The organism is Variovorax sp. GW458-11-26-14-LB1, assembly GCF_059423965.1.
In genome coordinates this window covers 1-12,207 of sequence record NZ_JBWKYW010000090.1, presented here as the reverse complement: position 1 = coordinate 12,207, position 12,207 = coordinate 1, and the positions used below count along the sequence as shown (strand labels likewise).

General features: G+C 63.2%; 11 protein-coding genes and 1 tRNA gene. 7 read left to right on the top strand and 5 right to left on the bottom strand.

Features of this window, described 5'->3' with window-relative positions; genetic code table 11:
- Positions 1–107: 107 nt before the first annotated feature.
- Entirely contained in the window at positions 108–935 is an 828-nt protein-coding gene (locus tag AC07YS_RS31475; RefSeq protein ID WP_495270236.1) for a hypothetical protein, read from the bottom strand.
- Between the two features lie 937 nt (positions 936–1,872).
- Here AC07YS_RS31475 and AC07YS_RS31470 point away from each other — a divergent pair.
- From AC07YS_RS31470 to AC07YS_RS31455, 4 genes are all read left to right on the top strand, one after another.
- Positions 1,873–2,322, top strand: coding sequence for a hypothetical protein (locus AC07YS_RS31470; RefSeq protein WP_495270235.1), 450 nt, complete (start codon positions 1,873–1,875; stop codon positions 2,320–2,322).
- A 156-nt stretch (positions 2,323–2,478) separates the two neighbouring features.
- Positions 2,479–3,138 carry a restriction endonuclease gene (locus tag AC07YS_RS31465; protein ID WP_495270234.1) on the top strand — a complete coding sequence of 220 codons (660 nt, stop codon included), beginning with the start codon at positions 2,479–2,481 and terminating at the stop codon, positions 3,136–3,138.
- A 230-nt stretch (positions 3,139–3,368) separates the two neighbouring features.
- Positions 3,369–4,070, top strand: a complete 702-nt coding sequence (locus AC07YS_RS31460) for a hypothetical protein (RefSeq protein WP_495270233.1) — start codon at positions 3,369–3,371, stop codon at positions 4,068–4,070.
- 91 nt (positions 4,071–4,161) lie between these two features.
- Positions 4,162–4,635 (top strand): hypothetical protein, encoded by a 474-nt coding sequence (locus AC07YS_RS31455; protein WP_495270232.1) that lies wholly within the window; start codon positions 4,162–4,164, stop codon positions 4,633–4,635.
- Positions 4,636–4,802: 167 nt separating this feature from the next.
- Here the strand turns inward: AC07YS_RS31455 and AC07YS_RS31450 are convergent, their stop codons facing one another.
- Both AC07YS_RS31450 and AC07YS_RS31445 read right to left on the bottom strand, forming a co-directional pair.
- Entirely contained in the window at positions 4,803–6,023 is a 1,221-nt protein-coding gene (locus AC07YS_RS31450) for a tyrosine-type recombinase/integrase (RefSeq protein WP_495270237.1), read from the bottom strand.
- A gap of 181 nt (positions 6,024–6,204) precedes the next feature.
- Positions 6,205–6,289: transfer RNA gene (locus AC07YS_RS31445), tRNA-Leu, on the bottom strand.
- 41 nt (positions 6,290–6,330) lie between these two features.
- Between AC07YS_RS31445 and cysM the strand changes: the two genes are divergently transcribed.
- The 3 genes from cysM (at position 6,331) to AC07YS_RS31430 (ending at position 8,122) form a co-directional block, all read left to right on the top strand.
- A complete protein-coding gene (cysM, locus tag AC07YS_RS31440; protein ID WP_095746540.1) occupies positions 6,331–7,233 on the top strand; it encodes a cysteine synthase CysM in 903 nt (300 codons plus the stop codon).
- Positions 7,234–7,329: 96 nt separating this feature from the next.
- The gene (locus tag AC07YS_RS31435; RefSeq protein ID WP_495270231.1) at positions 7,330–7,905 is read left to right on the top strand and encodes an NUDIX domain-containing protein; all 576 of its coding nucleotides are present in this window, start codon (positions 7,330–7,332) and stop codon (positions 7,903–7,905) included.
- Positions 7,895–8,122, top strand: a complete 228-nt coding sequence (locus AC07YS_RS31430; RefSeq protein WP_056572272.1) for a sulfurtransferase TusA family protein — start codon at positions 7,895–7,897, stop codon at positions 8,120–8,122. Before AC07YS_RS31435 ends, AC07YS_RS31430 begins: the two co-directional genes overlap by 11 nt.
- A gap of 67 nt (positions 8,123–8,189) precedes the next feature.
- Here AC07YS_RS31430 and galU read toward each other — a convergent pair whose 3' ends face one another.
- Positions 8,190–9,083: a UTP--glucose-1-phosphate uridylyltransferase GalU gene (gene galU, locus AC07YS_RS31425; protein ID WP_070062154.1), complete on the bottom strand. Its 894-nt coding sequence runs from the start codon at positions 9,081–9,083 to the stop codon at positions 8,190–8,192.
- A 101-nt stretch (positions 9,084–9,184) separates the two neighbouring features.
- Complete coding sequence (locus AC07YS_RS31420; protein ID WP_495270230.1) at positions 9,185–12,055, bottom strand: valine--tRNA ligase; 2,871 nt, start codon at positions 12,053–12,055, stop codon at positions 9,185–9,187.
- Positions 12,056–12,207 lie beyond the last annotated feature (152 nt).

Sequence of the window (12,207 nt, the reverse complement as noted above, 5' to 3'; positions counted from 1 at the left end):
GGATTTTGTTGTTCTGGGCGACTGCTGCGTGACCTCGGTGCTATCAGCGGCCACCATCACGCTTGGCGTGTTCTCGGCCACTTCGATAGATGCGCCCGTGTGCCTGATCAGTTCGCAAGATCGCGCATGCAGCGCACCAGGTGAAGATTGCTGCGTGAATCCATAAAGAGGATAGAAACACGATCGTACGAACTGGCGGTCGTGCTTGAGGGCGGATTGATCGGGACTCTCGGGTCCGCCAGCCAGTAGCGGCGCGTCGGATCGAAGCTTCCGGAATGCGGCAGAAGTAACGTGTACATCATCTGCTGGGTGTTGCTGGCGCAGGTCGCCATTTCGCACACTCCTGGCAGATACCAATCCGAATAGCCGCCGGTGGAACTGCTGACGCATGTCTGCGCAGCCGAAGGTTGGCCTTGGAACAGGCCGGCAACGGCCTGTGTCGTCGCCCGGCTATCGCCGTAGGGCACGCTGTCGGTCGGCCCATCGGGACCCCATTTTTCCCCGTTCGATTCGGACAACAGGGCCAGCACCTTGCCGCCCACGCTGGCCGTCGGAGCCGTAGTGTCGTCCAGGCTGAACACATAGCCCGCTTGATAAACGCTCCCATAGCTCAGGATGCGGATGTCAGTGCTCGAAGAATTGGTGTTGTCGCCCACGACGTGCAGCGTGGACGGCTGCGCCGTGACTAGCGGGGCCGATGTGGGTGTGGCACCGGGCGCAACAGTGACCTGGCAACTGCTGCCTGCCGGCAGCACGCCACCGCAGTTCGTGGCAAACGAGGAACCGGGCGGCAACGCTGGGGAAACAGTCGCCGTGAGCCCCTTGGCATCATAGAGCCCTGTATTCGTGATGATGATTTTTCTCGACGCGCCCGTGAGCGCTGGATTCAGTCCTGGGTCGCTCACTGACAGCGCGAGCGTGGCGACGCTGTGCACGAGTGTCGTTGTCTGCGCTGCTGGCGGTGGAGCAACGGGCGGAGGCGGCGCCGGTGGAGTCGGTGGCGGTGGCGGTGGTGGGACATCTGGTGTTGGCGCCACGGCGATGGGGGCAAATGGCGCGCCCCCGCCACTACCGCCCCCGCAGGCGAAAAGGATTGCGGGCAGCGTTGCGGTCAGCATGAGGCGCGATATTGGGTTGAGCTTGAGCTGTACCCGAAGGCTGAGGCCTGCGGCGCGGGAAGCAGATGACATGAGAAGACCCCTCCAAGGACGCGCGATCCTAGGAGGGCGTTCCATCGAGCGCATTGGACTAAAGTCCTATGTGGCTCTATTGCCAACCTCGCTGCATGGATGTCGCTGGCAGCTGATCACCTCACGGAGGACGATTGGTCCATCCTTGTAGGGAGCGCTTGGGGGGGAACGGTACTGTTCGTGTCCGTTTTTGGGACCGGTCCCGTTTCCGGTACTGTTTCAGTAACGGTCCCGTTTTCGGTACTGCTTAGGCGGTAGATGACAGGCGGGCTAGGCCTACCGCCGCACCCGTCGCCAACAGGTACGTTGATTTGACCGTGGCCTGGGCATATCTGTTCTGTGCGCTGCACCGCCGAGTTTTGGCCTCTGGAGCCTAAAGACAGCATGCGCCAGCCTGGCGATATGTCGAGGGTCATCATTGAAGGCGATTGGGTAGACGACGCGGCAGACCATGGTGAGCCAGTCGCCGTCGAGCTTGCCGCTGCACTGATCGCGAAGCTCTTCTCGAAATTCGTGCCACCATGCCTCCTGATCGGTCAGGGTGCGGCCGGCGATCACGATAGGGCTGGCGGGCTTCCACATGGGGGGATGCTACTTCTTGCTTGCTTGCTCATGTGCAAACTCACATCGACCAGCCCTCGGTCTACAGTGCCGAGCCGAGTCGCAACAACGTTCCCTGCCTATGATCACCGTGAAGAAAAAGCACAGTCCCCAACGCGAAATCCTCAGGCGACAGGGGGTGATCGAAGACTGGGGTCTAGACCTCTATGCGATGGCCCAAGGTGGCAAAGCGATTGAGGAGCGCAGGCGCGAGGAACAAACTTACATGAAGGTCTATGGCACGCTCACGGAGGCTGTCAATGGCGTTCTTGCGTTTGACTTTCAGATCATGGGCTCAACCTCTCCGACCGCAGGCAGAGCTGAGATCCCAAGCGTTGGCTCGATTACTGGCACGAAACCAAAGCTACAGGCAGGGATGGAGTTGTCGTTGAGGCAGTTCGATGCCTTGCTGTCAATCGCTCGCGCAGGGCGTCTGAAGTCTTGCCGCTTTAGCTTCCTGGCACCACGCTACGGCAGCTCTTTGATCTCCTCAGTCTCTTTCAGCACATCGCCGCCGGAAGAACTGGAGTAGCGCTTACAGCAGTGACCAGGACGCGGTTGTGGTTACGTGGCGCGATTGATAAGGGTCACGTCCGCGCTCGTTCGACGCTCTACTTGAGCGACTACCTGGGGCGGCTTACCGATCTTCGCGTGCAGCAGCTACATTTGCTGTAGGAGAAGAATCTGCATGCCCTGGCCAAGACGCAATCCAGCCGCCGCAGCGGTTGCTGGCACTTCCATCGGACGTTCTGCTCGCCAAATCGAGGCCGAGTCTTTTGCGCCGCAGGCGCGGGCGTGGACGCCGGAAGTCTTTGATCACATTGAATGGCGTCGCTTCGAAGCCCTGTGCGAGGCGTTGTATGGGCAAGCCGGCGTGCGCACTGAATCCCAGTCGCATGGCGCAGACGGTGGAGTGGATATCTGGCTGTACCTGCAGAATGCGAGCAAGCCAATGATCGTGCAATGCAAGCACTGGTCTCGAAAGGTCGCGGTGGACGATGTGCGCGCTTTCTTCGGCGTACTCAAGTCTCACGACCTTGACCGCGGCATCTTTGCCACCAGTGCAACGTTTACTTCCGAGGCATCCTCTTTCGCCAGTGCGCACGGGATCAGCGCTCAAAATCGTGAAGGGTTGTTGAAGCTGATCGCATCTAGAACGCCAGCGCAGCAAGCCCTGTTGCTGGAGACGGCGTATCAGGGCGAGTATTGGCGCCCAACCTGCGCGAGTTGCGGCATAAAAATGGTTGTGCGTGAGCCCAAGGAGGGGGGATCCTTGTTTTGGGGCTGTACCAACTTCGCGAAGCTGCGTTGCCGATCCAAGATTCAGCTGCGCGCCGCAGAGCGGTAACCCGTCGAGCGGATGTGGGGGGGCGGGCGGCTCCTACAAGCAACTCCCGCATCGCGGGGGAGGCAGTCAGCGAGCTGGATGATCGGAGCCATATTGACTGGCCTCTGGGGGGGCGGAGCCGTGATCATCGGGTGCTGCAGCGAGTCTTCCTCGGCGGCGAATAGACGAGGATACGATGGCAGCGCATAGAGGAACTGCGGGAGAACCTGTTGACCAGTCATTCATGCGAGATGTATCCCTCCGATGAGGAATGGGACGCGATCTACGACGCAATCGAGGAGGGGCATCCGCTGCCTTGGCCGGAAACGCATCTTCATCTTGAACCCCAAGACACTACCTTGCCAGGATGGCTCGCGCTGTTGGAGCTGGTCGAGGAAGCGGCTCGCGATCGCAGAGAAACGTTTTCCCCCAAGGAGACTCTCGGTGCTGAGCTGTGGGCGCAGGTCGTCACATTGCCCCCATCGATCGCCAAGCTGAAGCACGTCAGGAAGCTCAATCTGTATCGCAGCAGCCTGCTTCGCATTCCGCCTGAAATCGGGGAGATGGAGAGCCTGGAGCAGTTCATCCCCTATACCTCGTACGGGCTGCACTGGTTTCCATACGAAATAACGCGATGCCTTCGCTTGAAATCAAGCACTGTCAGTACGCGAGCGCTCTATGGGAACTACAAGCACCGGGCAACATTTCCCAAACTAGACCCAGTGGTTGCTGCTCTGATTCCGGCGCGATGCAGCGTTTGCAACGGCCTTCTTGAGAGTCGATGCGCTGTTCATCAGCGATGGTTGTCGTTCAACGTCGCCACTGACGTTCTTCCGCTGCTGGTCAATGCGTGTTCCGCTGAATGCATAGATCGACTTCCTGCCCCGACGCCTGGCTACGTACCGTTTCCCCATCAAGGCGGTACGTCGGTCTCTCAGCCACCAGCAGACTAGGCCCCATCGGGGTTCATTCGTTACCCGGGTAGCCGAAAACCAGCACCGCTGGAAAGCTACCGATCACCCACGCCCAACTCAGACTTAAGACATGACAATTGGCGGTGCAAACAAATTGCTCAAACTGGTCGCTTTGCTTAATCAGGGCTCCGACCACAACTGCGAGTACGAGCTGATCGAGCTACCTAAAGCCGAAACGTTGGGGCCTGCGCTGGCCTTGTATTTCGAGTCCATCATCAACTGGAAAACGAAGAAGCCGCATCCCGCTCGCGACTGGCATATCTCGCTAAGTCCAATGCCGGGAGCGACGAAAGACGCGCTCCACGCAGTTATCGACGAGTGGTTCTTCAAGACCCACTGTTCGCCTAGCTTGGGCGACCGCCGGGAATGGGTGCGCAAGAACGTCGTCACATTCGTTGTAGACGAAATTCTGGATGTCGTTGGTGAGCCGACTCTTGACGAGGTGCGTACCAGTCCGCCGCTCTTCTACGAATGCACGTGGCAAGACATCGCGTTGTCGTCAGCGCGGGGACATTGGCTTCTGCATTTCGGCATCAACGACTAAATCAAACAATTGAATCAGCCAGCTGCCCGCCGCCTGAGCCGTCCTCAACCTCGTGGAGTGCGTTGCCTACGTCGGAGCACAGCTGCAGTCCAGGTGACCCGCGTGCGGCAGGTCAAGATGGGATGACTGGACGCTCACGACAGTCGTGGATCAGGCCGGCTGGGTTGTCAGGCCGCTTTGAACTGGATGATCTCAGCGCCTGCGGCGAGCTTTTCTAGGTAGTCGGCCCAGCGTTGCATCATTTCCCGGCGCGCGGGCAGGTGGGCGGTGCGGTTGTAGGCCCGGCCATTCGGGTCTTTCACGGTATGCGCCAGTTGGTGCTCGATCAGGTCGGGTCGCTCGCCCAGCACCTCATCCATGATCGTGCGCGCCATCGCCCGGAAGCCGTGGGCAGTCATCACGTCAGACCCGTACCCCATGCCGCGCAACGCAGCGTTGATGGTGTTCTCGCTCATGCAGCGCTCGCCTGTGCGGATGCTGGGGAACACGTAGCGGCCATGCCCGGTGAGCGGCTGGATGGCCTTGAAGACATCGATCGCCTGGCGCGACAGCGGCACCAGATGCTCCACCTTCATCTTCATCTTGGAGCCCGGGATGCGCCATTCCGCAGCTTCCAGGTCGATCTCCGCCCATTCAGCCGCGCGCAGCTCGCCAGGGCGCAGAAACACCAGGGGCGAGAGCTGTAGCGCGGCAGAGGTCGCCGGATGGCCGGTGTAGCCTCGGATTGCCCGCATGAGCTGGCCAGCTTCCTTGGGTTCGGTGATCGCCGCATAGTGGGCCTTCTCAACCGAAGCCAGCGCACCTCGCAGATCGGCCGTCACATCGCGTTCAGCAAGTCCCGTCGCCACGGCGAAGCGCAGCACCTGAGAGCAGACCTGGACGACACGGTGGGCGCTCTCGTGGATGCCGCGAGCCTCCATGCGCCGGGCCACCTTGTCCAGCACATCCTTCGCCTTGAGGTCTGCCACGGGGTCTCGGCCGATGAAGGGGAAAACGTCCTTGGTGAGCCAAGTTTCGATCTTCTCGTGGGTGCTGAGGCCGCGCTTGCTCGCGGTTTTTGCCAGCCAGTCCCGGGCGACCACTTCGAAGGTGTTCCCGGCGGCGGCAATCTTGGCCGCTTTCTCTTCGCGCTTGGCCACGTTCGGGTTGATGCCGTCGGCGAGTTGTTCGCGTGCCTTTTCACGCCGCTGACGGGCTTTGGCCAGGGAGACCTCAGGGTAGACGCCGAGCGCCAGGGTTTGAGGCTTGCCGTCGATCCGGAAATCCATGCGCCAGTACTTGCCCGACGCTTTCACTCGGAGATACATCCCGCCGCCGTCGGCATAGCGCTCGCCGGCCGCCGAACCCTTGTGTTTCGCCTGCTTCACGAACGTGTCTGTGAGCGCCATTCCAGCCCCTTCGATTTGTCGGTACTTCATTCTCGCCACTTTTGTCAGTACCTACAGAAGTACCTACAAAGTGCCGACATGGGATGCTATGGGCTGAGACGGCTTGAGGCAAAGAAAAACCCGCTGCGCCTATGAAGCGAGCGGGTTTTGATGTTGGGTGAGACGATGTGATGTTGTCTCATGGTGCCCGGGGCCGGAATCGAACCGGCACACCTTTCGGTGGGGGATTTTGAGTCCCCTGCGTCTACCAATTTCACCACCCGGGCACATCCGGAAGGAAGCCCAAAATTATGGCACAGTGGCTGGCATGAATTATCCGACGATCGAAGACGCCATCGGCAAGACCCCCCTGGTTGCCCTGCAACGCATCCACGCTGCGGAAAACGCCAAGCGCGGCAACGTGATCCTGGGCAAGCTCGAAGGCAACAATCCGGCGGGCTCGGTCAAGGACCGGCCGGCGCTGTCGATGATCAAACGGGCCGAGGAGCGCGGTGAAATCAAGCCCGGCGACACGCTGATCGAGGCCACTTCGGGCAACACCGGCATCGCGCTGGCGATGGCCGCGGCCATCAAGGGCTACCGCATGGTGCTGATCATGCCGGAGGACCTCTCGGTGGAACGCGCCCAGACCATGAAGGCCTTCGGCGCCGAGCTGGTGCTCACGCCCAAGAGCGGCGGCATGGAATACGCGCGCGACCTGGCCGAGCAGATGGTCGCCCAGGGCAAGGGCCGCGTGCTCGACCAGTTCGCCAACCCCGACAACCCGCGCATCCACTACGAGACCACCGGCCCCGAGATCTGGACCGACACGCACGGCAAGATCACGCACTTCGTGAGCGCCATGGGCACCACGGGCACCATCACCGGCGTCTCGCGCTACCTGAAGGAAAAGAACCCGGCGGTGCGCATCGTCGGTGCGCAGCCGGCCGAAGGCTCGCGCATTCCCGGCATCCGCAAGTGGCCGGTCGAGTACCTGCCGAAGATCTACGACCCGAGCCGCGTCGACGAGGAAATCAGCGTGAGCCAGGACGACGCCGAGGAGATGTGCCGACGCCTGGCGCGCGAAGAGGGCATCTTCGGCGGCATCTCGGCGGCCGGCGCGCTGTGGGCGGCCATCGAGGTGTCGAAGAAGGTCGAGAACGCCACCATCGTCTTCGTGGTCTGCGACCGCGGCGACCGCTACCTGTCGACGGGCGTTTTCCCCGCCTGATTCCCTTCACACTGCGGCGGCGCCCCCCGGGCGCCCCCCCCCCCCCCCCCCCCCCCCCCCCCCCCCCACGCCCGCGAAAAAGAACAGAGACTTTCCATGCCCCACCCCAAGTTCTGCCAGGCCTGCGCCACCCCGCTCGAATGGATCGCGTTGATGGAAGACGGCGGTCCCAAGGAACGCCTGCGCTGCCCCAACTGCGGCCACACGCACTGGAACAACCCCACGCCCGTGCTGGCGGCCATCGTCGAGTACCGCGGCCAGGTGCTGCTGGCGCGCAATGCGGCCTGGCCGGGCAAGATGTTCGCGCTCATCACCGGCTTCATGGAGGCCGGCGAGACGCCCGAGGAGGGCATCGCGCGCGAGGTCAAGGAAGAGACCAACCTGGACGTGAGCGCCGCCAAGCTCGTCGGGGCCTACGACTTCCAGCGCATGAACCAGATCATCATCGCGTACCACGTGGTGGCCGACGGCGAGGTGAAGCTCTCGCCCGAGCTGGTGGACTACCGCCTCTACGACCTGCCCGACCTGCGGTGCTGGCCCGCCGGCACCGGCTATGCGCTGGCCGACTGGCTGCGCACGCGCGGCCAAGAGCCGGTGTTCTTCACTGCCGCGGAAAACGAAGAGCGTCGTCGCGGCCTGAACCTGCCGCCGGAGCCTGGCAATGCAAGTTGACCGCGAAATCGACACGCGCGGCCTCAACTGTCCGCTGCCGATCCTGAAGGCGAAGAAATCGCTCAACGACATGGCGAGCGGCCAGCTGCTGAAGGTGGTGTCGACCGACCCGGGTTCGGTGCGCGACTTCCAGGCCTTTGCGCGCCAGACCGGCAACGAACTGGTGGCGCAGGAGACCGTGGGCAGCGACTTCATCCATGTGCTGAAGCGGCGCTAGCGTCGGCAACCGGCAAAAGAAAAAGGGGCCTCGCGGCCCCTTTTGTTTTCATTGCTTTGCAGCGCCCTCAGAGCTTCAGGCTCTTGAGGTATTCGCGGAACTGCGCGCCCACTTCAGGGTGCGCCAGCGCCAGCTCCACCGACGCCTGCAGGAAGCCTTCCTTGCTGCCACAGTCGTAGCGGATGCCCTTGTACGAATAGGCGTAGACCGATTCCTTCTTCATCAGCGCCGCGATGCCGTCGGTCAGCTGGATCTCGCCGCCCGCGCCCTTGGGCTGGTTGCGGATCTCGTCGAACACGCCGGGCGTGAGGATGTAGCGGCCGGCCACACCCAGGCGCGAGGGCGCGTCTTCGGGCTTGGGCTTCTCGACCATGCGGTTGACCTTCACGAGGCCGTCTTCCACGTTCTCGCCGGCCACGATGCCGTAGCGCTTGACGTGCTCCAGCGGCACCTCTTGCACGGCCAGCACCGAGGCGCCCAGGCGCGCGAAGACTTCGGTCATCTGCGCCAGCACCGGCTGGCCACCGACAGGGCCGACCATCAGGTCGTCGGCCAGCAGCACGGCGAAGGGCTCGTTGCCCACCAGGTGCTCGGCGCACAGCACGGCGTGGCCCAGGCCCAGCATGCGCGGCTGGCGCACGTACGAGCAGGTCATGTCGTCGGGCGACACCGAACGGGCGATTTCGAGCAGCGCGTCCTTGCCGCTGGCTTCGAGCTGGCTTTCGAGCTCGTAGGCGGTGTCGTAGTGGTCTTCGATCGCGCGCTTGTTGCGCCCGGTCACAAAAATCATGTCGCGGATGCCCGCGGCATAGGCTTCTTCGACGGCGTACTGGATCAGCGGCTTGTCGACCACGGGCAGCATCTCTTTGGGCTGCGCCTTGGTGGCCGGCAGAAAGCGGGTGCCGAAGCCTGCAACAGGGAATACGGCCTTGCGGATGCGCGTCGGGGAAGAAGTGGACATGGGCGGTTCAGTGTCGTTTGAAAGAGGAAAGAAGAGGGTTGGGAGAGGATGCAGCGCAAAGCCTGCATCCGCATCCTAAGCCCCCACCCTGGCCTCGTCTGTCAGCCGAGGCGCACAAGCTGGCCGCGCAGGCGCTCCAGCGTGGCGGTGAAATCGGCCAGGCGCGTGCGCTCCTGTTCGATCACGGCGGGCGGCGCCTTGGCCACGAAGGCCTCGTTGCCGAGCTTGCCGTGCACCTTGGCGATCTCACCCTCGATGCGTGCAATTTCCTTGCCGATGCGCAGCTTCTCGGCCGCCTTGTCGATCTCCATGTGCAGGCACAGGCGCGCCGCGCCCACCACCGCCACGGGCGCCGCTTCGGCGGCAGCCTGCCACGAGGCCTCGTCGTCGAACACCTTCACTTCCTTGAGCTTGGCCAGCGCCTGCAGCACCGGGGCCGCGTCGCGCAGGAAGGCCGCGCCCTCGGCGTCGTCGGCTACCGCGTACAGCGGCAGGCGCGTGGCGGGCGACACGTTCATCTCGCCGCGCAGCGTGCGGCAGGCATCGACCAGCGCCTTCAGGCGGGCCACGTGTGCTTCTGCGGCTTCGTCGATCTTCTCCGGCTGGCTCTGCGGGTAGGCCGCGATCATGATCGATGCGCCTTCACGGCCCGCGACCTTCGAGACCTTCTGCCACAGCTCTTCGGTGATGAACGGAATGATCGGGTGCGCCAGGCGCAGCAGCGCTTCGAGCACGCGGATCAGCGTGCGGCGCGTGGCGCGCTTTTGCGCGTCGTCGCCGGTCTGGATCTGCACCTTGGCAATCTCGAGGTACCAGTCGCAGAACTCGTCCCAGGCGAACTGGTAGATCGCGTTGGCCACGTTGTCCAGGCGGTATTCCTCGAAGCCCTTGGCCACTTCGGCCTCGACGCGCTGCAGCTGCGAGACGATCCAGAAATCGGCGCGGCTGAACTTCAGGTAACCGTGCGCCTTGCCGCCGACCTGGCAGTCTTCCTTGCTGTGCTCCAGCAGGCCGCAGTCCTGGCCTTCGCAGTTCATCAGCACGAAACGCGTGGCGTTCCACAGCTTGTTGCAGAAGTTGCGATAACCCTCGCAGCGCTTCGAATCGAAGTTGATGCTGCGGCCCAGCGAGGCCAGCGAAGCGAAGGTGAAGCGCAGCGCATCGGCGCCGAAGGCCGGAATGCCCTCGGGGAATTCCTTCTGCGTGTTCTTGCGTACCGCCGGTGCGGTCTCGGGCTTGCGCAGGCCTTGGGTGCGCTTGTCGAGCAGCGCGGGCAACTCGATGCCGTCGATCAGGTCGACCGGGTCGAGCACGTTGCCTTCCGACTTGCTCATCTTCTTGCCCTGGGCGTCGCGCACCAGGCCGTGGATGTACACGTCCTTGAACGGCACAGTGCCCATGAAGTGCTTGGTCATCATGATCATCCGGGCGACCCAGAAGAAGATGATGTCGTAGCCCGTCACGAGCACGGTCGAGGGCAGGTACAGCGCCAGGTCCTGCGTCTTCTCGGGCCAGCCCAGCGACGAGAAGGGCACCAGCGCCGACGAGTACCAGGTGTCGAGCACGTCTTCGTCGCGCGTGAGCGTCTTGCCCGGCGCCTTGGCCTGCGCCTCGGCTTCGGTCTCGGCCACGTACACCTTGCCGTCTTCGTCGTACCAGGCGGGAATCTGGTGGCCCCACCAGAGCTGGCGCGAAATGGTCCAGTCCTGGATGTTCTCCATCCAGTGGTTGTAGGTGTTGACCCAGTTCTCGGGCACGAAGCGCACCTCGCCCGACTTCACGACGTCGATGGCCTTCTGCGCGATCGACTGGCCGTCGGCGCCGGGGCGCGTCATGGCCACGTACCACTGGTCGGTGAGCATGGGCTCGACCACGGCGCCCGAGCGCGCGCAGCGCGGCACCATGAGGCGGTGCTTCTTCACCTCGACCAGCAGGCCCAGCGCCTCCAGGTCGGCCACGATGGCCTTGCGCGCCACGAAGCGGTCCATGCCGCGGTATTTTTCAGGCGCGTTGTCGTTGATGGTCGCGTCCAGCGTCAGGATGCCGATCACCTCGAGCTTGTGGCGCTGGCCCACGGCATAGTCGTTGTAGTCGTGCGCGGGCGTGACCTTGACCACGCCGGTGCCGAATTCCTTGTCGACGTAGTCGTCGGCAATGATCGGGATCAGCCGGTCCACCAGCGGCAGCTTCACGCGCTGGCCGATCAGGTGCTTGTAGCGTTCGTCTTCGGGGTGGACCATCACGGCCGTGTCGCCGAGCATGGTTTCGGGGCGCGTGGTGGCCACCGTGAGCGTGCCGCTGCCGTCTTCCAGCGGGTAGGCGATGTGCCAGAGCGAGCCGTCTTCTTCCTCGCTCTCGACTTCCAGGTCGCTCACCGAGGTCTTGAGCACCGGGTCCCAGTTGCCCAGGCGCTTGCCGCGGTAGATCAGGCCTTCTTCGTACAGCTTCACGAAGGTGTGCGTGACCACCTTCGAGAGGTCGTCGTCCATCGTGAAGTACTCGCGGCTCCAGTCGACCGTGTCGCCCATGCGGCGCATCTGCTCGGTGATGGTGCTGCCCGACTTTTCCTTCCATTCCCACACGCGCGCCACGAAGTTCTTGCGGCCCAGGTCGTGGCGGCTGACTTTTTGCTCCTGCAGCTGGCGCTCCACCACGATCTGGGTGGCGATGCCCGCGTGGTCGGTGCCCGGCACCCACAGCGTGTTGGCGCCCTTCATGCGGTGGTAGCGCGTGAGGCTGTCCATGATCGTCTGGTTGAACGCATGGCCCATGTGCAGCGTGCCCGTCACGTTGGGCGGCGGCAGCTGGATCGCGAACGACTCGGCGCCTTCCTTGGGCTGCTGCGTGCCGCGGAAGCCCGCCTTGGCGTAGCCGCGCTGCTCCCATTCCGGGCCCCAGTGCGCCTCGATGGCGGCGGATTCGAACGATTTGGACAGGCTCTCGAGGCCGGGCTGGGAGGTAGGTTCGCTCATGGGGAATGCAAAACGGCACCCTCGGGTGCCGTTGGTGACAGGGTGGGATTGCCCGGGATTTTACCGGGGCGGCCCGGGGAAACCCCAGCCCCACATAATCAGCTGATGCTGTTCCTGCTTTCCCCCGCGAAGTCGCTCGACTACGACACCCC

What these genes read in the sequence shown, in the direction of transcription:
- AC07YS_RS31470 (WP_495270235.1), top strand. Translation starts at nt 1,873, where the DNA reads ATGATCACCGTGAAGAAAAAGCACAGTCCCCAACGCGAAATCCTCAGG.
- AC07YS_RS31465 (WP_495270234.1), top strand. Translation starts at nt 2,479, where the DNA reads ATGCCCTGGCCAAGACGCAATCCAGCCGCCGCAGCGGTTGCTGGCACT.
- AC07YS_RS31460 (WP_495270233.1), top strand. Translation starts at nt 3,369, where the DNA reads ATGTATCCCTCCGATGAGGAATGGGACGCGATCTACGACGCAATCGAG.
- AC07YS_RS31455 (WP_495270232.1), top strand. Translation starts at nt 4,162, where the DNA reads ATGACAATTGGCGGTGCAAACAAATTGCTCAAACTGGTCGCTTTGCTT.
- AC07YS_RS31450 (WP_495270237.1), bottom strand. Translation starts at nt 6,023, where the DNA reads ATGGCGCTCACAGACACGTTCGTGAAGCAGGCGAAACACAAGGGTTCG.
- cysM (WP_095746540.1), top strand. Translation starts at nt 6,331, where the DNA reads ATGAATTATCCGACGATCGAAGACGCCATCGGCAAGACCCCCCTGGTT.
- AC07YS_RS31435 (WP_495270231.1), top strand. Translation starts at nt 7,330, where the DNA reads ATGCCCCACCCCAAGTTCTGCCAGGCCTGCGCCACCCCGCTCGAATGG.
- AC07YS_RS31430 (WP_056572272.1), top strand. Translation starts at nt 7,895, where the DNA reads ATGCAAGTTGACCGCGAAATCGACACGCGCGGCCTCAACTGTCCGCTG.
- galU (WP_070062154.1), bottom strand. Translation starts at nt 9,083, where the DNA reads ATGTCCACTTCTTCCCCGACGCGCATCCGCAAGGCCGTATTCCCTGTT.
- AC07YS_RS31420 (WP_495270230.1), bottom strand. Translation starts at nt 12,055, where the DNA reads ATGAGCGAACCTACCTCCCAGCCCGGCCTCGAGAGCCTGTCCAAATCG.